The sequence below is a fragment of the Paenibacillus swuensis genome (genome assembly GCF_001644605.1).
In the GTDB taxonomy this organism is placed as follows: Bacteria; Bacillota; Bacilli; order Paenibacillales; family DY6; genus Paenibacillus_N; species Paenibacillus_N swuensis.
On record NZ_CP011388.1, the window covers coordinates 2,852,993 to 2,872,883 of the forward strand.

Sequence of the window (19,891 nt, forward strand, 5' to 3'; positions counted from 1 at the left end):
AGCCTCGTCCGGGGACAAGGCTGTTGCTCAGGTAAACGTTGTTATAACTTTGCTTCTACTCGACATATCCTGCTTGGTTGATGCGGCTCCTGGCTACTTTCAGATAACCATAGACGTTCTGTAACTCACTCTCGGGTACAAAACGCAGCTTGATCGGACCGGCCGCTTCCAGAATATGCGATTTCAGAGCGGTAGCACCGCCGCCAATGACGTAATAACACTGAATATCGGGATATTTCTTCCAACGCTTCTTAATCAGATCCACGATCCGCTGCGCAGCACGTTCAAAGTACTGATTCACAATCGGTTGGATACTCGCTTGTCCCTCACCGATTCGCTGAATAGTCCAGTCCCGGTTCTTGACGCGCGTGACAAGTTTAGCCCGGCTGGGGAAGGAATAGTTATATGTATCTTCCACATCCCGCATAATGGCATCCAGATAATTGGCCATACCCATTTGCTCGCCGTAGCTGAAGTTGTTGTCAATGCTCATGCGATTGACTACCGGTAGATCGGTAGTAAGCGAGCCGATCTCGCACACACCGATACAACCGTTGTAGATTTCTTCATCCCGCACTTGCAGGTTATCATGTGTCGCCAGATTGAACAATGCCGCCGCGCCCTCAATGGATACGATCGCTCTGCGAATCCGTACCTTGATTCTGCGGTTACGAAGCTGAGGCGAAGTAACGAAAGTAACTTCGTGCTCGCCTATGAGACGAGCCTCGAACGACTCGTGGAATTTCGTGTAGGTTCGAACGGGCAGACCCGTACCGATAATAAACTCCACCTCGTCCGTTTGTGCATACCCTTCGTTGCCGTTGCCCGTTCCTGCAACGCCGGCGTAAGCCAAGGACGTAAGAGCAACAATCAAGGATTGGTCTGACAATGCCTTGTTATCGGTCTCTTCCAATTCATAATTATCTTCCAGTTCCGTTGCCAGTTGACCGACGAACCATCGACGGTTGTTCTGCTTTAATGCCGGGCTGTAGACAATCACATCTAACGCTTTCAGAGGCGAATCCTCTTCCTGCAGAATGTGTCTGTCATAACCGGGCGTGATGATGTTCGGAACAATCAGCGGCTTGTAAGTGCCGTCAAGCACTACCTTAATGCTGTCATTGCCGACATCGATTCCTGCTAGCTTAGCCATTTCTTTCCTCCCCAACATTCCTATCCATGTACACTTAAGTTAATTTCTCTTCTAGGGCATAAAATCCTTCCTACTTTATACCTATTTTTGGCGAATGCCGTCTGATTATGAAGGTTTTTCGTGGTTTTTGTAGAATATAAGGTTGGGATTCCGGAAGCAACATGAAACCATACTCACGAGGAGCTGGCATGAAGATCAAGTGGTTTAAGCGAAAATTAACGTTAGTCATGATACCTGGGGCAAGAGGCACGGTACGAAGGCTTCATCTTCCCTATATGGTACTGTATCTTTCACTTGCCTTATTGACGGCAGGTGTAGCTTCGTTTGTGTACATTTACGCTACGCATGCGCAATCTTTGGTTGCTTATCAGCTTCTGAAGCAGGAGAAGGAGCATGCTACGGCTATTTATGGAGAACAATTGTCGGATAAGAGCAAGCTGATTCGCGAACTTCAGAATCAAGTCATCGGGCTTTCGCAACAAGCGGGAGAAGTGAAGCAGCAGGTTCAAGAGATGAAGAAATTGGAGAGTGATCTGAAGTCGATTTCCAAGGCGGGTCAGTCCCTCTCCCAGCCTGTAACGTATGAACAGAAGATTGCCGATAAAGCCGAAGCGGAGCAGCACACGAGTGTCGCCGGGCGGCTCATGGCCGATCCTTTGGAAGGGAAAGGCGGAACGCTGATTCCCGTGAGCGGTAAGGATATTGTAACGCTATCCGCGAAGGTCGGCAGTGAATACGAACAGTTGTCGAAAGAGATGGATTCCCTCGAGCATCGACTGACAGCGGTTAAGCAAGAAGCATTGCGCAAGGCTAAAGCGCTGCGATATACACCGAACATCTGGCCGACGGATTCGCGCCGTCTGACGTCTCTGTTCGGCTACAGGGAAGATCCTTTCACGTCGACGCCTACGTTGCACGGCGGTATTGATATCGGAGATAAGACGGGATCACCTGTATACGCCACGGCTGACGGTACCGTCATTGCAGCGGAAGAAGACCGCGCCCGCGGATTGAATATTCTGCTGGAGCATAAGAAAAGCATGCGTACCTGGTATATGCATCTCAACAAGATGAATGTAAGCCAAGGGGATGCCGTAACGAAGGGACAGATGATTGGAGAACTGGGTAACACCGGAAGAAGCACTGGCCCCCACCTGCATTATGAAGTATGGCTGAACGGCGAGCGGGTGGACCCGCGGTCGTACTTGGAACAAAACGGAAAGGATGAACATTAATGTTTAGCAAGAAGAAAGCGGCTCTTAATCCCAACACGACAGACACTTTGGTCGGCGAGGGTTCCATATTCGAAGGGAAGATTACCTCGGAGGCAAGCGTGCGAATCGAAGGACAAATTACGGGGGATATCTCTTGTCAGGGTGATGTCATTGTAGGTGAAGAAGGCATCGTGAAATCCAACATAGCCGCCAGGGATGTAGTTATTGCCGGAGCGGTGCACGGAAATGTAAATACGAAAGGCAAGCTGACGATTATGTCTACGGGTAAACTGTACGGGAATACGAACGCGGCGGCTTTCATCATCGAAGAGGGCGGACTGTTTCAAGGCATGAGCAAGATGGACACGGAAGCCGCTGTAGCCGAAGAAACGATTGAGATTGTTGAAAAACAGAAACCTGCGGCTTATGTCGAAAAAACAGTCCTGTTGTAGGTTGAAAATATTGCGTTGAAATACCGATTCACCCCCGAAAGACCAGGGTAAATACTACCAATAAGTTCGGAGGGGGAATGAAAGATGTACGGAACCAATATTGTTCATGGCAAAGTCATTGAATATCGGAACGATCGGGTCATTACCATTGAAGGCGATACGACGAGCACCTATCATCTGCGTTATTACCGCATGCTTCAGGAGGATTCCGTAACGCCAATTGAACCTCAGAAGGATTCTGCAGTCCCTGTGAAGAGCCATGCCGGTAAACTAGCTTTTATAGGACAACTCATCCCGTTCAATAAATGAATGATCTTGCTAATAAACTAAAGTCCCCGCCCAAAGTGACGATTTAAAGCCCAGAGCTGATTCTCACTTGAACGGGGATTTTCTGTGTACTCTTCAGAACGTAAAGCTGAGCTGAATCGGTCCTTCAGGCAGATCCGGGGTTGCATTCTCAGGGGGGCGAATAAACGGTTCCTTGTCAGCCAAACCATAACGAGCGAGCAGAGTATGAACTTTCTTCTTCATGGGAAGACGGTAACCATCTGGCAGGTGGTGTGAAGCATGATAATACGATGCATAAGTGGTTACGAATTCCGGGTAGTGCGTCCTCAGCGTTTCGAAAAACCAATATTTCACTTCGGAGGTATTAAGCCTCAGAAAGGATGGCATCACGAAGGAAGCCTTGCTCGCCGCGGCGACCCGAACAAATAAGTCCAATTCGTTGTCTGTATCTGTAATCAGCGGAAGGATGGGGGCCATGAAAATGCCTGCGGGCAAGCCTTCTTCCACCAGTGTCTTTACGGTATCCAAGCGCTTCGCCGGTGAAGGAGTCGAAGGTTCGAAGCGGCGCCAAACATTGGTGTTGACGGTATGGACACTTAAATTGATGGACGCCACTTTCATGCGTTTAAGTAGTTCCAGATCGCGGAGAATCAATGGAGACCGTGTGGTAACGGACACCGGCACCTCATACTCCGCCAACACTTCCAGGCATTGGCGGGTAAGCATAGCCCTGCTCTCAATCTGTTGGTAGGGATCTGTCGCCGTGCCTATGGCGACTGGACCAAAGCGGTCCAAACCTTGCTTGGATCTGGATGCCTTCACAAGCTGTTCCCGAAGCGCATCGGCTGCATTATTCTTCAGAAAAATATGATGTTGAAACGTATCGTCCGTGCGTTCTCCCAGGAAAGCATGTGTGGACCGGGCATAGCAGAAGCTGCAACCGTGTTGACATCCGCGATAAGGGTTCAAGGAGTAATTAAAGGGCATGGATGTAGCTTTGACACTATTGAGCATCGTCTTGGACTGAATGGATTCATATCTGGTGAGCTTGGCCATATGGTTCACCTGCTTTCCTGAAGGATGAAATTGTGAATTTATTAAATTAGAACGTGAACATATGTTCTTATTTATGCATCATACCACAACAAAAAAAAGAGGTAAAGCAGATTCCCGCTTTACCTCTATTTAGTTATGTTTTAGAACTTTTAGAACGATTCACGAATGACAATATCGGACAACGGAAGGCGTCCTGTCGCACGACCCGGTTGCGCCGCTTCACCGATCGTAATCATCATCACCGGCACGTAACGCTCAGGAACGTTCAATTCTTTAACTACCGCCGCATGATCGAAACCGCCCATGGAACACGTATCGTATCCCTTCGCTTTAGCTGCCAGCATCAATTGCATAGCCGCCAGAGAAGCGTTGCTTAGCGCGGACGAGATGCCCACTTGCGGGTTCTGGTAAGCGCTGTTGATTTGGGAGACCATGTTCGTGCGAACCGCTTCCGGCGCATCGGCGAAAACCGTCTCAGCAACCAGATTAGCTTGAACGTCACCTAGTACCAACACGACTACGGAAGCATCGGAAACTTGTTGCTGCCCGTAAGCCAGCGGCAACAAGCGATCTTTATTAGCTTGCTCGGTTACAACAACAAAACGCCAGTGTTGCAGGTTCCAAGCGGATGGAGCGCTGTGCGCCAAGGTTAGCAATTCGGTAAGTACTTCTTCAGGAATAACTACATCTCTCTTGAACTGACGAACGGAATGACGGGATAGAATAACTTCTTCCGCTGTTAATTGGGTTTGTTGAGTCATGATATCTCTCCTCTTTTCTATAGGTACATTTAACTAATGTATATTATATTACTAAAAGTAAGTTTGTGCAATTAGGTAACTGTAATTTACTTAGAATTAAACAGATGTTGAGCGGTTGGAATAGAGTTTAGAAGGGTAAATCATACTAAGTGCAACTCACATCAACGTATTCGAGAGGAGATTTGATTTCCATGGGAAAACATATTCAAGCTTATTTCCGAAATGAGAACGACGCATTGGACGTTACGACGAAACTTAATAAGTACAGCGCGACCAAAGTAGAGAGTTCGGAGCTTGTAGACCACCTCAACACGGATCGTGAACGGTTTCTGTTTCCGATCGCGGCTGTAAATGCCCCTACAACAGGGACGGGTGCGGGTAATTATGTAGCTCCCGCCGGAGTGCCCACAGCAGCAGGCGGAGCGGGCTTGCTCGGGTTTCTGGATACAACGGATACGGTAGGTCCTTCCGATGACGACAGATTAACGCATACCCTTACCGCTGAAGTCGGCGAGGCGGATTACAGCGAGATCGTCCAGATGATCCGTGAAAACGGCGGATATGTGGACAATGACGGTGACTTGAACCTTTAATGCTCTATCATAGGTTGACCCAGAAGGCCGGGCTTATTCCGGTCTTCTTCGTCATTCCGCTAATCAAGACGAATTCTTGCTCTGAGCCATACGAGCTCGTTTCCATCCGCCATAACGATAATACAGTACATTCAATACGGCGCCCAAAATAAAGCTCGCGGGAAAACTCCACCATATGGCATCAAATCCGTATTCGCGACCTAAGTAGTTAGCCAAAGGGATGCGAATAAACAACAGGGCCGTAAAGGTAATGACCAGAGGAATAATGACCGCACCGGCGGAACGGACAACCCCTGCAATAACATTGAAAATGCCGAAGAGGATAAATGACCATAGAGTCACCGCATTGATGTGAACACCAAGCTCCAGCGCGCGGCTGCCTGCGGGAAGAAATAACGAGAGGGCTTCCCGGTCAAGCCATGTGAGCAGAAGGACTAGGATCCCCGTTAGCGCAATGTTAAAGCCTACGCCGGTCCAGGTTAACCGGGATACCCGGTCCCACTTGCCCGCACCGATATTCTGCGCGGCAAAGGAAGTTACCGCCCCGCCGATCGCCATGGCCGGCATCTGAACGTAGTTGGAGATTTGCATAGCCGCTCCATAGGCCGCCGCCGCGTCTGAACCATACGTGTTAATTAAATGAATTAACAGCAGGTTACTCAGGGATACAACAATCATCTGCAGCCCCATGGGCACACCCTTGCTGATCAGCGTCTTGATAATACTCCAGTTGATTCGCAGAAGGTGGAGATCAGAACCGGTGATGCGCAGGAAATACTTTTTGTGATAAAGGTACAGGATTAACGAAACTAAACTCACACTTTGCGCAATAAAGGTAGCATAAGCCGACCCCGCAATGCCCAACTCGGGCAGTGGACCCAGTCCAAGTATGAGCAAGGGATTAAGCGCGATATCAATGACCGCCGACAGCAGGAGAAAGTAGAAAGGTGTTTTGGCGTCACCTGAGCCCCGTAACACCGCCATAATCAAGTTATACCCGAACATGAACGGAACCCCCGCAAAGATCACGCGTGTGTATGCCACAGCCATGGACTGAACATCTTCGGGCGTATTTAACCAAATGAGAATATCATGCGTGAACACTAACCCAACCGCCGCTACGATCAGGGACAGAATCAGAAAGAACACGGTGCTGGTGCCAACCACTTTCTTCGCCTCATAAGGTTGCTGGGCGCCCAGGTGTTGCCCGATCAGAATGACAGAAGCCATAGCAAAGCCAAATATGGCGCTGATCAAAAAAAACATGATAATGTTCGCATTGGAGGTCGCGGCCAGCGCCTGGCTGCCCAGAAATTGTCCAACCCAGATCGAATTAATGGAACCGTTTAAAGACTGCAGCACATTACCGAATAGAATGGGCAGGGAGAAGATAAACAGTGACTTGGCTATAGGTCCTTCGGTTAAAGAGGGTTTTCCGCTCGGCATGGTTCGCCTCCTGAATCATCAACGATGTAAAACCGCCCCGCGGGGCGGCTTTCAATCCGCAAGTTGGGTTCATTCCAATCAATCCGGGTCTTTCTGATGCCTTGTTCTGTGCTTGGATGCCTGGTTTTCGTTGACCTCATTTCCGAAACGCGGATTCAGCGTCTCCCCGGTGTGCTGTTCATCCATTGGATATTGAATCATGTTCCATTCGGTATTTCCGAGCATAACATCCGCCGGAAACGTTTCTCCGCGCTCCAGATATTCTTCACGGCCCCATTCCGTCTCGTACACGCCGCTGACTTCTACTTTTTCACCGGATACGGGGTCCATATTTTTTGAATTTGCCATATTACAATCCTCCTGTCCCTTTTCATCGATAAAAGCTGTAGCTCAAAGATAGTTTTCCATCCCGGCGAAGGTATATACTATAAGAATGTTTATTTTAACGAGAAGGGGTTTACGGAATCATGGTGCTTTGGGGAACAGCGGTGAATGCGGCGGCGATTATAGCAGGAGGACTGCTGGGTTTGTTACTGCCGAAATTAAAGGACGGAATCAAGGAAACCGTTATGCAAGGGCTTGGCTTATCTGTTGTTGTATTAGGCTTTTCCATGGCTTTGAAGTCGGACAACTTTCTGGTCGTCATCGCGTGTCTGGTGGCAGGAGGAATTGCGGGTGAGTTACTGCGGATTGATAAGGGGTTACAATGGTTGGGGACGCAACTGGAACGCCTTGTCGGAAATGGGGGTTCAGGTAAAGTCGCCACGGGGTTTGTTACGACAACTTTAATTTATTGCATCGGAGCTATGGCTGTTCTGGGGTCGCTGCAAAGCGGCATGGAGCAGGAACATAGTATTCTTTATACTAAATCGATGCTGGACGGGTTCTCGGCGGTCATTTTTGCTTCTACATTAGGGGTAGGCGTCCTGTTTTCCGCGATACCGGTGTTCATCTATCAAGGCATCATCGCATTGGCCGCCACTTGGATTGCGCTGGCTTTCGGCGATGTCATGCTGAACGAAATGATTACGCAAATTACCGCGGTAGGCGGTATTCTGATTATAGGAATCGGCTTGAATGTGCTCGAGATCAAAAAAGTCAATGTTGCCAACTTACTTCCGGCGATTGTGATGGCGGCTTTGTCTGTACCCGTTATGGCGTTGTGGAATTAAGAAAAGTACAGTAGTTTTTGGCCCAAAAAGAAACAAGCTCGTCCACTGGGATGAGCTTGTTGTTTGGTTACAGGTCTTTCATCTTCATCCGCATAGGCTTGCCCTTCGGTCCGGTTCCGTTCACGAAATCGGTGGCCATTTGAGCTGCTTTGGCCAAGTGCTGGTCTGCTTGAGCTTGGGTCAAGCTTCCGTCTTTCACCCGCTGGTTGATGGCGCTCTTCATTTCGGCGACTTGGGCGTCAATCAGCTTCTGCGGATCAACACCTTTGGCTTTGGCGAGCTCCGCCAGTGTTTTGCCGGAATGCAAAGCTTCATGCATAGCGGCTTCGTCCATACCCAGCAGGTTGCGTACGGCGGTCAGATCCATTTTGAACATAAGCCTTTTCTCGCCTGCAAATACGTTACCTTTGGCATCAATCATTTGATCCAGATGGTCCGCGAAGGCGGCTTTCTTCTTCTCCAGCCGGTCATTAAAGTCCTTCGTCATCAGTTCCTTTAGCTGTGTACGAGAAACACCCTGCGCTTCGGCTATGGCTGCCAGGGATTGACCGGCTTCCAATTTGGCTTTAAGTGCCGCCGCATCCAGTTTGAGGGCCTTTAGCAAGGTATCACTGTATCCGGCGCCGAATCCGCCACGTCCCTTACCATGCTTATGGAAATGGTCGAACGGCTCTAGGCCAGCCTGCGTTTGTATTGCGGAAGTGACGTTCGTGCCGGTGATGACATTCTTCTCCTCCGCCGCCGAAGCCGTGATCGGCAATGCCGCGGCGGTTAGAAGGGCTGCTAAGCTAAGTAATTGCATGCCTTTGGTTTTAGGTGATTTCCTCATAACTCATTCCTCCATAGGTATATTTTGTCTTACATCCGCAGTATGTATTCCGCACCTTAAAGTAAGCTTAGCGGAAGCTTAAATGAAGATTAGGCTAAGCTGAAAGTTTACTGAATGCGAAAAGAGGGAACCCCGCAAGCGGAGTTCCCGTTTCGTTCTCACAAAGGATTAGTAGTAAAATCCTTTCAAGATGATAACCAAAAGGATGTAAAGTACAAGAATCGCGCCAACGGAAGTTCCAATTCCGTAACCGCCGCCTGCTCCACAGTTTGCTGTCATTCGAAAGCACCCCCTTCGTGATGAAGTTAAGACAGCATATGCCGGGGGACCATACGTGGATTGGACGTTTACCCTGTATAACGCAACAATGACGCCTAAAAAAACGATGCGGCTGTGAATGAGCAAGGGAGAACGAGCAATGAAGCGACACGAGTTATAGTAAGCGTTAACATTAAGCTTTTTTCGGGTTTTTTTCCTGAAAACGGGGTGTTGCAGAACCTTTACTTTGTGTGTAAGAGATTGTATATTGAGTAGAGAATTTCGAACAGCTTTAAGGCTCACGCAGACCGTCGGAAGCATGCATTACACCACAGAAGGAGACAGAACCTTGCATTTTATTTTTGTTTTCGTTAACTTATTTATCGTCGGCTTTTTACTGCTAAGCTTGTTCGGAGTACAGACAGGCAAGAACGGCCCTTTCTGCCGGAAACGCCGCAGAAACCAAGTGCTCATATCCCTTTCGCAAGCACTTGTATTTTCCTTAGCCTATAACATGTTTCTGTACGTTCATTAGACAAGACATTAATGGAAATGAATAAAGAAGCCGATCCTTGGGATCGGCTTCTTCTCTTTTTGGCACACACATAGCGGAAATACCTATGATTTTGTTTCCTCAAAGCCCGCGTGAACCATGAAGCGTCGGAATGCCGCCTGTCCGGGCAGGTCCTGCTTGTAGACGCCGGCATCCTCCAACACTTGGAGAAACTTTAATCCGACTTCTTTGCGAACAGCCGCTTCTGCTTCATCAGCCTGCATGCTTGTGCCGTAAGATGTCACCATAGCCCGAATCCACTCAGTATGCTTGTAAAGCGGATGCTCGGGGTCTTGCTTCAACCCTTCGCTTAGCTCCTTGGCACCCGTCAGAATCGCGCTAATCTGCTCTAATTCCTCTTTCAGCCGTCCGGGCAGAACGGCAAGACCCATCACTTCGATCAGACCGATGTTTTCCTTCTTAATATGATGCAAGTCCTGATGCGGATGGAAAATGCCGTCCGGATGCTCCTGCGAGGTCCGGTTGTTGCGAAGAACCAAGTCCAACTCATATTCCCCGGCCGCGTTGCGCCGGGCGATCGGCGTGATTGTGTTATGAGGTGTTCGGGTTCCGTCCGTTTCCGTGTAAGCCGCGATATCCAGCATGGGATGGCTGTAGTCGCACCAATGGGCGAACACGCTTGAAGCAAGCTTCAGCAACGATTCCTTGTCCTGACCGGACAAGCGGATGACGGACATCGGCCATTCCACGATGAATCCTTTCACGCCGGGGTAATCCCGGTGACTGAAAGACGTAACCGTCTTGGCGCGCTCCATCGCGAAGGTATGACGGCCGCCCTGGAAATGATCATGGTTCAGGATGGAACCGCCCACAATCGGTAAATCCGCATTCGATCCTATGAAATAATGCGGGAAGCTGTCCAGGAAATCGAGCAGTCGCGCGAACGTTTTGGAAGACATCTTCATCGGAACGTGCTCATTATGGAAGATGATGCTGTGCTCGTTATAGTACACGTAGGGCGAGAATTGGAAATTCCAGGCCTCTTCCGTAAGCGTAAGCGGAATGACGCGGTGGTTCTGGCGAGCCGGATGGTTCAAGCGGCCCGCGTATCCGACATTCTCTACACAGAGCAAGCAGGAAGGGTAGTTGGATTGCTGCACATTCTTCAGCAGCGCGATTTCGCGCGGATCCTTCTCCGGCTTCGACAGGTTGACCGTGATTTCCAGTTCGCCATACGGCGTTTCCGTAAGCCAATACTGATTTTTGCGAATACGGTCCATTCGAATGTAGTTGGAATCCGTAGAGAATTGATAATATGCATCCGTTGCCGCTTCAATGCCGCGAGTTTCCGTTGTGTCCCGGAAACGCCGCACTACCTCCGATTGGCGCGGCATCAGCAGCCCCATAATACGCGCATCCATTAAATCGCGGTGTGTCAGGGTGTCGGCTTCCAGCAATCCGGCGGACGCCGCGTAATCCAGTAACGCTTCCAACACCTCGACCGGGGAATCCAGCGATTCCTCCGGCAGCGGGGCACCGGCATAAGGTTCAGGAATGCCGAACAGATCGAGCAGCGCGTTGCGCGACGGGATGACGTCTAATTCATCCACGAGACCGCGCCGCTGTGCGAATGCCAAGAGGCGTTCGATCTGAAGAGCGGCTTGTTGCACATCAGCTGAATGAAGAACGGTTTCCGTTCCAGTCATGTTGTTTCCCTCCCAAGGGTTGTTTATTGATCTCCGTATCCGTTCGGGTTCGCTTGATGCCAAGCCCATGCGCTTGCGATAATGTCTTTCATCTCGGCGCGCTTCGGATTCCAGCCGAGCTCGCTCTTGATCCGCTCCGAGGAGGCAATGAGCGAAGCGGGATCTCCCGCGCGGCGCGGTTCCACGACCATCGGGATCGGGTGGCCGGTCACTTCGCGGGCCACTTCGATGACCTCTTTCACGGAGAAGCCGTTACCGCTGCCCAGGTTATAAATCGCGCTGTCGCCGCCTTTGCGAAGTTTCTCCACAGCAAGGATATGGGCATCCGCCAAGTCCGTCACATGGATGTAATCGCGGATGCACGTGCCGTCGGCCGTCGGGTAATCTTCGCCGAACACCGAGATGTGCTCGCGTTGTCCCAGCGCGACTTGAAGAATAATCGGAATCAGATGCGTCTCCGGTTGGTGATCTTCTCCGATTTGCCCGCCCGCATGGGCGCCGGCTGCGTTGAAGTAACGCAGGGAAACATACTTGATGTCATGGCCCGTGTCGAACCATTTCATCATTTTCTCCATCGCCAGCTTGGTTTCGCCGTAAGTGTTCGTCGGCAGGTTGCGATCCGTTTCGCGAATCGGCACATTCTCAGGTTCCCCGTAAGTGGCAGCCGTGGATGAGAATACGATGCGCTTGACGTTGTATTCGTTCATCTTCTCCAAGAGACACAGCGTGCCGTACACGTTGTTGTGATAATATTTGGCCGGTTGCTTCATGCTTTCGCCTACAAGAGAATTGGCCGCGAAATGAATGACCGCGTCAATGGCATTCTCTTTGAACACCGCGTCCATAAAATCCGCATCCCGCAGATCCCCGACATACAATTTGCCGCCCAGAATGGCTTGTTCATGACCTTGCTGCAAATTATCGACAATCACAACTTCTTCGCCGCGTTCGAGCAGTTCAGCCACCGTATGAGAACCGATATATCCCGCTCCGCCTGTTACCAGAATAGCCATTACACTTCACGCTCCATTTCTTTGACGCCGTCGCCGATGGTACACACATAGAAATCTGCCTTCAAGCCGGTAGCTTCGGTATATTTCTCGCCTACTGTTTCGATGAATTCCTCGACATGATCTTCATGGACAAGGGAAACCGTGCATCCGCCGAAGCCCGCGCCCGTCATGCGGGAACCAAGCACACCCGGTACGGTGCGCGTCGCGGCAACCAGAGAATCCAGTTCATGACCCGTAACTTCATACAGATCCCGAAGCGAATCGTGAGAACCGTTCATCAGTTGACCGAAACGTTCCAGGTCGCCGCCCTTCAGCGCCTCTACCGATTTCAGCACACGGTCGATTTCTTCCACGACATGCTGCGCGCGCTTCTTCACCACTTCATCCGGGATGAGATGCTTATGCTCATTAAATTGATTCAGCGTCAGCTGACCGAGTAGCGTAACCTCAGGGAAAGCGCCTTGCAGATATTCAACTGCCTTCTCGCACTGCGCTCGGCGTTCGTTATAAGCGGAATCCACCAAGCCTCTGCGCTTGTTCGTGTTGCCGATGACGATCTTATAAGCTTTGCTGTCAAAAGGAACCAAGCTGTACTCCAGCGTATCGCACATCAGCAAGATCGCATGGTTCTCACGGCCGTTGGCCACAGCGAATTGATCCATGATGCCGCAGTTGACGCCGACGAACTGGTTCTCCGCTTCCTGGCTGACCAGAGCGAGGGCGACCGTATCGATGCCGTGGTTCTCCATCGCCATGAAGCCGTAGCCTGTTACAACCTCGAGCGAAGCTGAGGAGGAGAGACCCGCGCCGTTCGGAATCTCGCCGTGGAACAGCACGTCGTATCCGCCGAATGTGAAGCCGCGGTTCTGGAGATGCTTGATAACGCCTTTAGGGTAGTTGGTCCAGTCATGGGCTTCGTCGTACACAATCTCATCCGCGTTTACAGTTACTGTAGCAGGGAAATTGGTGGAAGCGAAATGAATTTCCTTGTCATCCCTCTTACGAATCAGCATGGTCGTGCCGAAAGTTAAAGCTGCCGGAAACACGTAGCCTCCGTTGTAATCTGTATGTTCTCCGATGAGATTTACCCGGCCAGGCGCGTTAAATACACGAACGCCTTGGGCATCGCCTTTGAAAATTTCAGTAAATTTGTCGGTTAGTAATTGGATATCAGCCACGATAGCACCGCCCGTAAATTATTTGTGGAATTGAGGTTCTAACTACCCTTAGTATACTTCTGCTTTCCCTTCGTGCATATGGAAACATGTGATTTTCACATGGATAAATGTCACTTTTGGGAGTAAAATATCAGACATCTAGGAGAATAGTAGTATAAGGTTCTTCCTTCATGGAATGGAGGCGGGACTTGTCTGGGGCTATTTTGGGCAAAAAAAAGACGCTTTAAGCGCCTCCTTAATGATTTAAGTCGTTTATAGATAATTAAGAGCAAGTACGATCAGTGCAAGGATGCCTGCGGCAATGAATAAAGTGATAATCTGGGATCCCAGGGAGGATCCGCCGCCGTTACGAATCTGGTGTTCTTTATCCGCCTGGAGCGATCTAGCTACGTCTTCATCCATCAGATTAGGTTGATTCGGGTAATTAAAACCGCCTTCACTCATCGTTCGGCCTCCTTAATTTGTGAAGTAAATCAGAAGGAACATAAAGATGACAAGCACGCCAATCGAAAAAAGCAGGTTTGCAAGTTTGCGCAATAAGCTGGGGCGGGTACCGGTTACGATCTGTCGTTCCACTTCGGCTTGTCTCGCCCGGGCTGTTTCTTCATTTAGAGGATTCGGTGTGTAGTAGTTGTTCGGGTCCATGATGTCAGACTCCTCAGATGTGGTGTACCTCGTATTATAACAGATTTTCCATATCAAGGGAACGGCAAATATATTGAAAGGGGGAGCAATTCATGCGTACTGAGAGTTATTATGTGGTGTCCAACCCTTCGGTTGCGGTGAAAGATCAGGGGTTACGGGTGCTTTTTGCGGGACATAGCCAAACCAAGCCGGGGCATAAGAACGGTCCGAAAGTGTTTGATTTCTTTCTTGTGCACTACGTAAAGTCGGGGAAAGGGGTTTTCACCTGTCTGGGTAAACATTATGAGTTGCAGGCGGGCGACAGCTTCTTCATTAAACCGGGCAGGCTGGTTACTTATCAGGCCGATGCTCAGGATCCATGGGAATACCGTTGGATTGCTTGCGCGGGGGAGGCGGCAGAGGCGATGTTCGATGAAGCCGGTATCTCATCGCATACACCGGTCATTCGAGTGGCGGGGAATCGGTGGTTTCCGGTGTTGTTTAACCAGATGGAGCGGACGTTGAAGGAGAAGGGCGACAATGTGAACAGGAAGACAATCGGCTATTGGCATCTGCTGCTGGCGGAGTATCAGGAAGCGCAGAGTCCGAAGCGGGATGCGGGACCGGACGTGTTTGACGAGATTGGACAGACCGTGCAGGCGGCGGTTCAATATTTGAGCACCCAGTACTCGGAAGCCGTGACGATTGAGATGATGGCGGAGAGCTTGGGGTATAACCGGGCCTATTTGTCCAAAATCTTCAAGCAACGCATGCAAGAAAGCCCCGTCACGTTCCTGCTTCACATCAGGCTGGATAAGGCGCGCCTGTTGATTCGGGAACGGATGGAGCTGACGCTGGAGCAGATCGCGTCCTCCGTCGGTTTTGGCGATGCGCTCTATTTCTCGAAGCAGTTCAAGAAGCGGTTTAGCCTTTCCCCTTCGGCCTATCGCCGGGAGATGGAGCGGATGGAGGAATGATTATGACGGGAGTTCCATAGAACTATATACATAACCGAAAGTGGGAGATGGTATGACCGTGAATGAACCGGCTGGGTTCTGGATTCGGCTAGGAGCATTGTTGCTTGACGCGCTGATCATAGCGCTGCCGCTGTCTTTAATAATATTGATTATCACGGGAGGGAGGCACTCGGAAGAAAATATATCCGAAATATTGTCGTTTCTATATAACTTGCTTACACCTGTCTTTTGGAACGGCTATACCGTGGGCAAACGAATATGCGGGATTCGGATCGTCAAGGTTAATGACGGAGCTTCGCCGGGCTTAGGAACGATGTTATTGCGGAACGTAGTTGCCTACTTGGTATATGTCTTTACTTTCGGAATTGCCGTCATCGTAAGTGTGATTATGGTGGCTGTCCGGGAAGATAAACGTTCACTTCATGATTTCATAGCGGGGACAATGGTTATAAGGGATTAATTGGTTATTCGGAAAATTGCACCTTTAGAATACGGCCCGTGAAACGATGGATCTTTACTTGAGCAGCTTCTTTGCGCTTCGTCATTCTTAGCGTGATTGTCCAAGTTTTAAAGTCGGATGATAATGAAGAAATTGTGTAAGTATTGGTGCTTTGATTATTAACAGCGGAGTTGGCGATTTGTTTAGCTTCTTCTTCTGTAGTGTACGAAAGTGGCCACACATTGAAGATGAAATATAGGGTGAGCAGATAGATTGCAATTTTACTCAAATTACTTTTATGCAAGATGCGTAGTTCCTCTCGGTGATGTTTAATGATGTTAAGTATTACTGCAGCCTTAAATCGCAAGAAGGACAAATTTCATGTGCCTGGGTAACGCGCTCTCCGCAAGCGGGGCAAGGCTCTTCAAACGTCTCTAATGCACTGGAATTGCTCTTGCCCATGTCATCCTCTGCATTCTTATTCTCCGGTGCGGCTGGGCGCAGATGAGCGGGGGTACCGAACATGGATTCGACGATTTCACGTACCCAGCTCTGCTTGTCCGAATCCTCGGTTGCTAATCTCACTACCATAAACATGCCACCCAGAATTACCGCAGCCACAACAATCACCGCACTGTAGCCAATCAGATTTAGCATGAGCCTGTCCCCCGACCCTATTTTTCAAAATAGTAGCGATCTCGCTACTATTTAAAAGAAACTAACCTAGATAATCGAAATAGGCGCGAAAACGCTACAAATGGTGTATGTCGATCCCAAGATGGGCTTGAACCTTGAGAATAGTAGCGTTCTCGCTACTATTTCCCGAACAAGTAACCTGATTAATCCAAATAGGCGCGATATCGCTACAAATGGTGTAAATCCTGCCCCTGTCCTCCGCTACTGCAACTTATACCGCGCCTCCAGCTTCTTGCCGCCCCACCACAACGCGGTTACCGCGCCGCCGACCAACACGAGCCGCCAAGGCTGTTGCAGCAGGGAGGGAATATCATGGCCCAAAAAGGCGATGATAAAGATCATCACGGCTTTCCCGCACAGTATGGCCAGAGCGAACGTTTGAAACGTCACCGTACTCAACCCCGAAACGATAACCAGAAAGAAAGAAGGCGTAAACGGGAAACAGCATAAGAGAAACAGCGGCGTAAATCCCTTATTCTCCATCCAATCAAAAAACTTCTGCGTATGCGGCATCTTCCGCGTGACAAACCCTCTCAGGCGGTTGCCGAACTTGCGGAAAATCCAGAATACCACAAAGCATCCCGCGCAGACGCCTATGTACGAGTACAAGAAGCCCAGCAACAAACCGTATGCGGATGCATTAGCGATAATAAAAACCCATAATGGCAACGCCGGAATAAACGCTTCCAAAAAAGGTAATAAGATACCCGGCAACGGCCCGTATGACCGATAGTGGTCCATAAACGACCGGATATCTTCCATGTCGATCTCAGATAAATGTCGAAGCCAATCCATTCGCTCACCCCAATGATTCCACACCAATTCTCCCATGATGACCAGTGCAAAAAATGTCGTACCTATCTATTACTCCAAAACCGCCTCAACGGTTTCGCAAATATTACAATGAATTAAGCGTTACGTTCTCCCTTGAAAGCCTCAAACGGAAAGAAAATATAGAAAACTCCGATTACGGCGAATAGTATAGCACTAATAAGCACCGTAGTCGAGGTGCCGTACCAGCTCGCCAACACGCCGCCTAAGGCCGGGCCGATCATGACGCCGATGCCCTCCACCGTAGAGAAGATACCCCAACCCAAGCCTTGTTGCATGGGCGGCACATAATAAGCGAGCAACGCGTTCCAAGCCGGCAACACCGCCGCGTAAGAAATCCCCAGCACCACAGCCCACATGATACTGATCCACAGTCCCGGCTGCGCCGTAGCAATGGAATATAATCCGAATCCGAAGATGCCGAATCCGAGGACGAGGAACCACTTTTTGCCCAACGCATCGGACAGCCTTCCCATCGGAATCAAGCCCAACACCGTAAATCCGCCGCCAGCCATCAATAAATAGGAATATTGCGTGCTCGACAAGCCCAACTCCGCCTCCGCAAAGCCAGGCAAAATCGGCACGAGCATGCTGGCCCCCAACGTTTGCAGCACCATGCCCGGCAGCAGCAGCTTCATCTGCTTCAACCGGTCGAAGAGAAGGGAGAATTGTTCCCGCATCGGCATCGGTTTGACATCTGTCGTCTTCACATTCGTAATTCGCAGGGAAAGGAACCAAGCTAATAAAGACAATCCAACCAACAGCCAGAACGTGAATGCGTAACTGACGTCCATGATGAAGTTCGCCGCAACCGGACCCGCGCCGAGGCCGATAAGCCAAATCGTATAGAGCAATCCCATCTGGGTCGCTCGATTCTCATTGGATACTTTGGTGAGACAGACGATCCAGATCGGGGAAATGCCGATGCCATAAATCGCTGCGGCAACGATGAATACCCAGGCGTAGGACGCGTAATGAATCAGAAACAACCCGACGAACGAAATGAACAAACCCGTATGTACGACAAACCGAACAGAGAAGCGGTCCAGTAAGTAGCCGATGAACATTTTGAGCGCGGTATCTGTTACATAATGGGCTGTGATTGCAATACCGATGATCCCTAAGGACAGACCAAGCGCCTTTTCCCCATAAATAGGAATGAAACTGATTAAAGCGGCACCCCGCACAAATTCAACCAGAAACAGAATGATGGAGAACAGAGCCATTTCTTTGCCAAGCTTCAAATTACGAAAAAGACTCAATACGATGATCCCCTTTGGCTAGCCGGAAGACGTAGTCCGGTTGTTGGTTCGTTAAAGTGGTATGGATGATGTCCGAAACGATACTTTCAGAGGAGTTGGGCTTGTGTAAAGCCTGTATGGCTTCACGCATTTCCGATAAGATCTGAGGATCCTGCAACAAGGTCTTAATCTGCCGGCACAATTCTTTCGGTTTATGGGAGATCAGGGCCGCGCCTTTGCTTTCCAGATAAGAGGCGTTTTCTTGTTCTTGACCGGGCACAGGACGATAGATCAGGATAGGCAGCGCGGAAGAAAGGGATTCGGATAACGTGATGCCTCCGGGTTTCGTCACAATGCAGGTGGAAATGCTCATCAGTTTATGAATCTCTTCCACGTAACCATAGACATGAATGTTCGGATAATTCGCAAAAGCCCGCCGCATCTGTTGACAGAGAAATTTATTGTTGCCGCAGACTAAAGCCACCTGCACGTCATCCGCCAAGCGGTCTAACTGAGCGCAAAGATGCTGCAGACCTTGCATCACACCGTGAGCGCCGGCCATGAGGAGCAGCGTTCTTTTGCCCGTATCCAATCCGAATGTTTGCTGAACTTCCGGGGAGGCCGCCGCTTGCATTTTGCCTAATGATGAAGATGAATGCTCTGTACGATTGAAAGCTTCCTTTAACGGGATCCCGGTCACTTCAATCCGACTTGCGGGTACACCCAGTTGCTCCACTTGCCCTTTCAAATCCTCGGTCGCCACGTAATACTTGTGAATATCCGGATGAACCCACCGATGATGAAGGTCAAAATCCGTTATTACATTATAGGTAGGAATGCGTATGCCCGCCGTTTCGTTCAGCTTACAAATCCCTTGCATGGGGAAGGTGTTAATCACAAGATCCGGATCGTACCGCTCAATCATTTGCTGCAGCTTCTTCGTTCCGAAAGAGTGCAAGATCTCGGCAAAGGCCGTGTCATGCTTCATCCGCTTCGTCACATTATAAATCCACCCGTAGACGGAGGGGAGAACGGTAAAGCTTTTGATATATAAAAATTTCGTAAATTTGTTCAACAAGGGATGAGCTTCCGCGAACAGGTCCAGCATATGCACTTGCACGTCCCTGCGTTGGAATGCGTCTCTCAGCGCTCTTGAAGCCTGCAAATGTCCGTCGCCATAGCTAGCGTAAAGAATTAACACCTTCATATTTGTGCGCAAAATGGAGCACCTCCGTCAACCTTTGTTACGATCATAACCTTCATTTATTAATAGGGAATAAACTGTGAATTGAAAATACGTTAATATTGTCCTATAGTATATATCTGTTTATTGGGTAAACATACGAATAGAATGTAGAAAAGATATTATTCCATCTAAACCGGTAGGGATTCTAAGTTTTACTTGTGCAAAACGGGACTTGTTGTTTATAATAACTAAGAATATACAGGA

General features: G+C 49.5%; 24 protein-coding genes. 7 read left to right on the plus strand and 17 right to left on the minus strand.

Features of this window, described 5'->3' with window-relative positions; all coding sequences use genetic code 11:
• Positions 1–55: 55 nt before the first annotated feature.
• Positions 56–1,153, minus strand: coding sequence for a ParM/StbA family protein (locus tag SY83_RS12560; RefSeq protein WP_157279852.1), 1,098 nt, complete (start codon positions 1,151–1,153; stop codon positions 56–58).
• A gap of 188 nt (positions 1,154–1,341) precedes the next feature.
• Between SY83_RS12560 and SY83_RS12565 the strand changes: the two genes are divergently transcribed.
• From SY83_RS12565 to SY83_RS12575, 3 genes are all read left to right on the plus strand, one after another.
• Positions 1,342–2,388: a M23 family metallopeptidase gene (locus tag SY83_RS12565; protein ID WP_068606977.1), complete on the plus strand. Its 1,047-nt coding sequence runs from the start codon at positions 1,342–1,344 to the stop codon at positions 2,386–2,388.
• Positions 2,388–2,819, plus strand: coding sequence for a bactofilin family protein (locus SY83_RS12570; RefSeq protein WP_068606979.1), 432 nt, complete (start codon positions 2,388–2,390; stop codon positions 2,817–2,819). Before SY83_RS12565 ends, SY83_RS12570 begins: the two co-directional genes overlap by 1 nt.
• An 84-nt stretch (positions 2,820–2,903) precedes the next feature.
• A complete protein-coding gene (locus SY83_RS12575) occupies positions 2,904–3,128 on the plus strand; it encodes a hypothetical protein (protein WP_068606981.1) in 225 nt (74 codons plus the stop codon).
• Between the two features lie 93 nt (positions 3,129–3,221).
• On the opposite strand, the gene SY83_RS12580 is transcribed toward SY83_RS12575, so the two are convergent.
• Positions 3,222–4,163 (minus strand): SPL family radical SAM protein, encoded by a 942-nt coding sequence (locus SY83_RS12580; protein WP_068606983.1) that lies wholly within the window; start codon positions 4,161–4,163, stop codon positions 3,222–3,224.
• A gap of 149 nt (positions 4,164–4,312) precedes the next feature.
• The gene (locus SY83_RS12585; RefSeq protein ID WP_068606986.1) at positions 4,313–4,924 is read right to left on the minus strand and encodes a nitroreductase family protein; all 612 of its coding nucleotides are present in this window, start codon (positions 4,922–4,924) and stop codon (positions 4,313–4,315) included.
• A gap of 191 nt (positions 4,925–5,115) precedes the next feature.
• Between SY83_RS12585 and SY83_RS12590 the strand changes: the two genes are divergently transcribed.
• Positions 5,116–5,517, plus strand: a complete 402-nt coding sequence (locus SY83_RS12590) for a hypothetical protein (RefSeq protein ID WP_068606988.1) — start codon at positions 5,116–5,118, stop codon at positions 5,515–5,517.
• A gap of 63 nt (positions 5,518–5,580) precedes the next feature.
• Here the strand turns inward: SY83_RS12590 and SY83_RS12595 are convergent, their stop codons facing one another.
• Positions 5,581–6,963 carry an MATE family efflux transporter gene (locus SY83_RS12595; RefSeq protein WP_068606990.1) on the minus strand — a complete coding sequence of 461 codons (1,383 nt, stop codon included), beginning with the start codon at positions 6,961–6,963 and terminating at the stop codon, positions 5,581–5,583.
• Positions 6,964–7,041: 78 nt separating this feature from the next.
• Entirely contained in the window at positions 7,042–7,311 is a 270-nt protein-coding gene (locus tag SY83_RS12600) for a hypothetical protein (protein WP_068606992.1), read from the minus strand.
• 119 nt (positions 7,312–7,430) lie between these two features.
• Between SY83_RS12600 and SY83_RS12605 the strand changes: the two genes are divergently transcribed.
• Positions 7,431–8,135 carry a DUF554 domain-containing protein gene (locus tag SY83_RS12605; protein ID WP_068606994.1) on the plus strand — a complete coding sequence of 235 codons (705 nt, stop codon included), beginning with the start codon at positions 7,431–7,433 and terminating at the stop codon, positions 8,133–8,135.
• Positions 8,136–8,202: 67 nt separating this feature from the next.
• On the opposite strand, the gene SY83_RS12610 is transcribed toward SY83_RS12605, so the two are convergent.
• From SY83_RS12610 to SY83_RS12640, 7 genes are all read right to left on the minus strand, one after another.
• Entirely contained in the window at positions 8,203–8,964 is a 762-nt protein-coding gene (locus tag SY83_RS12610; protein ID WP_068606995.1) for a hypothetical protein, read from the minus strand.
• A 168-nt stretch (positions 8,965–9,132) separates the two neighbouring features.
• On the minus strand, positions 9,133–9,243 hold the full coding sequence (locus SY83_RS22795) for a sporulation protein YjcZ (protein ID WP_082882504.1): 111 nt from the start codon (positions 9,241–9,243) through the stop codon (positions 9,133–9,135).
• Positions 9,244–9,840: 597 nt separating this feature from the next.
• Positions 9,841–11,442, minus strand: coding sequence for a UDP-glucose--hexose-1-phosphate uridylyltransferase (locus SY83_RS12620; RefSeq protein WP_068606999.1), 1,602 nt, complete (start codon positions 11,440–11,442; stop codon positions 9,841–9,843).
• A 23-nt stretch (positions 11,443–11,465) separates the two neighbouring features.
• Positions 11,466–12,455: a UDP-glucose 4-epimerase GalE gene (gene galE / locus SY83_RS12625; RefSeq protein ID WP_068607001.1), complete on the minus strand. Its 990-nt coding sequence runs from the start codon at positions 12,453–12,455 to the stop codon at positions 11,466–11,468.
• Positions 12,455–13,633: a galactokinase gene (locus SY83_RS12630; RefSeq protein WP_068607003.1), complete on the minus strand. Its 1,179-nt coding sequence runs from the start codon at positions 13,631–13,633 to the stop codon at positions 12,455–12,457. The genes galE and SY83_RS12630 overlap by 1 nt, the downstream gene beginning before the upstream one ends.
• Positions 13,634–13,885: 252 nt before the next feature.
• Complete coding sequence (locus SY83_RS12635; protein WP_068607005.1) at positions 13,886–14,077, minus strand: hypothetical protein; 192 nt, start codon at positions 14,075–14,077, stop codon at positions 13,886–13,888.
• Between the two features lie 12 nt (positions 14,078–14,089).
• On the minus strand, positions 14,090–14,278 hold the full coding sequence (locus SY83_RS12640; protein ID WP_068607007.1) for a hypothetical protein: 189 nt from the start codon (positions 14,276–14,278) through the stop codon (positions 14,090–14,092).
• Between the two features lie 92 nt (positions 14,279–14,370).
• Between SY83_RS12640 and SY83_RS12645 the strand changes: the two genes are divergently transcribed.
• Both SY83_RS12645 and SY83_RS12650 read left to right on the plus strand, forming a co-directional pair.
• A complete protein-coding gene (locus SY83_RS12645) occupies positions 14,371–15,234 on the plus strand; it encodes an AraC family transcriptional regulator (protein WP_068607009.1) in 864 nt (287 codons plus the stop codon).
• 52 nt (positions 15,235–15,286) lie between these two features.
• A complete protein-coding gene (locus tag SY83_RS12650) occupies positions 15,287–15,694 on the plus strand; it encodes an RDD family protein (protein WP_068607011.1) in 408 nt (135 codons plus the stop codon).
• 4 nt (positions 15,695–15,698) lie between these two features.
• Here the strand turns inward: SY83_RS12650 and SY83_RS12655 are convergent, their stop codons facing one another.
• The 5 genes from SY83_RS12655 to SY83_RS12675 all read right to left on the minus strand — a co-directional run bounded on the left by SY83_RS12655 (position 15,699) and on the right by SY83_RS12675 (position 19,648).
• A complete protein-coding gene (locus SY83_RS12655) occupies positions 15,699–15,962 on the minus strand; it encodes a hypothetical protein (RefSeq protein WP_197479847.1) in 264 nt (87 codons plus the stop codon).
• Between the two features lie 56 nt (positions 15,963–16,018).
• The gene (locus SY83_RS12660; protein WP_068607015.1) at positions 16,019–16,330 is read right to left on the minus strand and encodes a hypothetical protein; all 312 of its coding nucleotides are present in this window, start codon (positions 16,328–16,330) and stop codon (positions 16,019–16,021) included.
• Between the two features lie 240 nt (positions 16,331–16,570).
• Positions 16,571–17,200 (minus strand): TVP38/TMEM64 family protein, encoded by a 630-nt coding sequence (locus SY83_RS12665; protein ID WP_231891247.1) that lies wholly within the window; start codon positions 17,198–17,200, stop codon positions 16,571–16,573.
• A gap of 77 nt (positions 17,201–17,277) precedes the next feature.
• Complete coding sequence (locus tag SY83_RS12670; RefSeq protein WP_157279853.1) at positions 17,278–18,462, minus strand: MFS transporter; 1,185 nt, start codon at positions 18,460–18,462, stop codon at positions 17,278–17,280.
• Complete coding sequence (locus tag SY83_RS12675; protein ID WP_068611081.1) at positions 18,446–19,648, minus strand: MGDG synthase family glycosyltransferase; 1,203 nt, start codon at positions 19,646–19,648, stop codon at positions 18,446–18,448. The genes SY83_RS12670 and SY83_RS12675 overlap by 17 nt, the downstream gene beginning before the upstream one ends.
• Positions 19,649–19,891 lie beyond the last annotated feature (243 nt).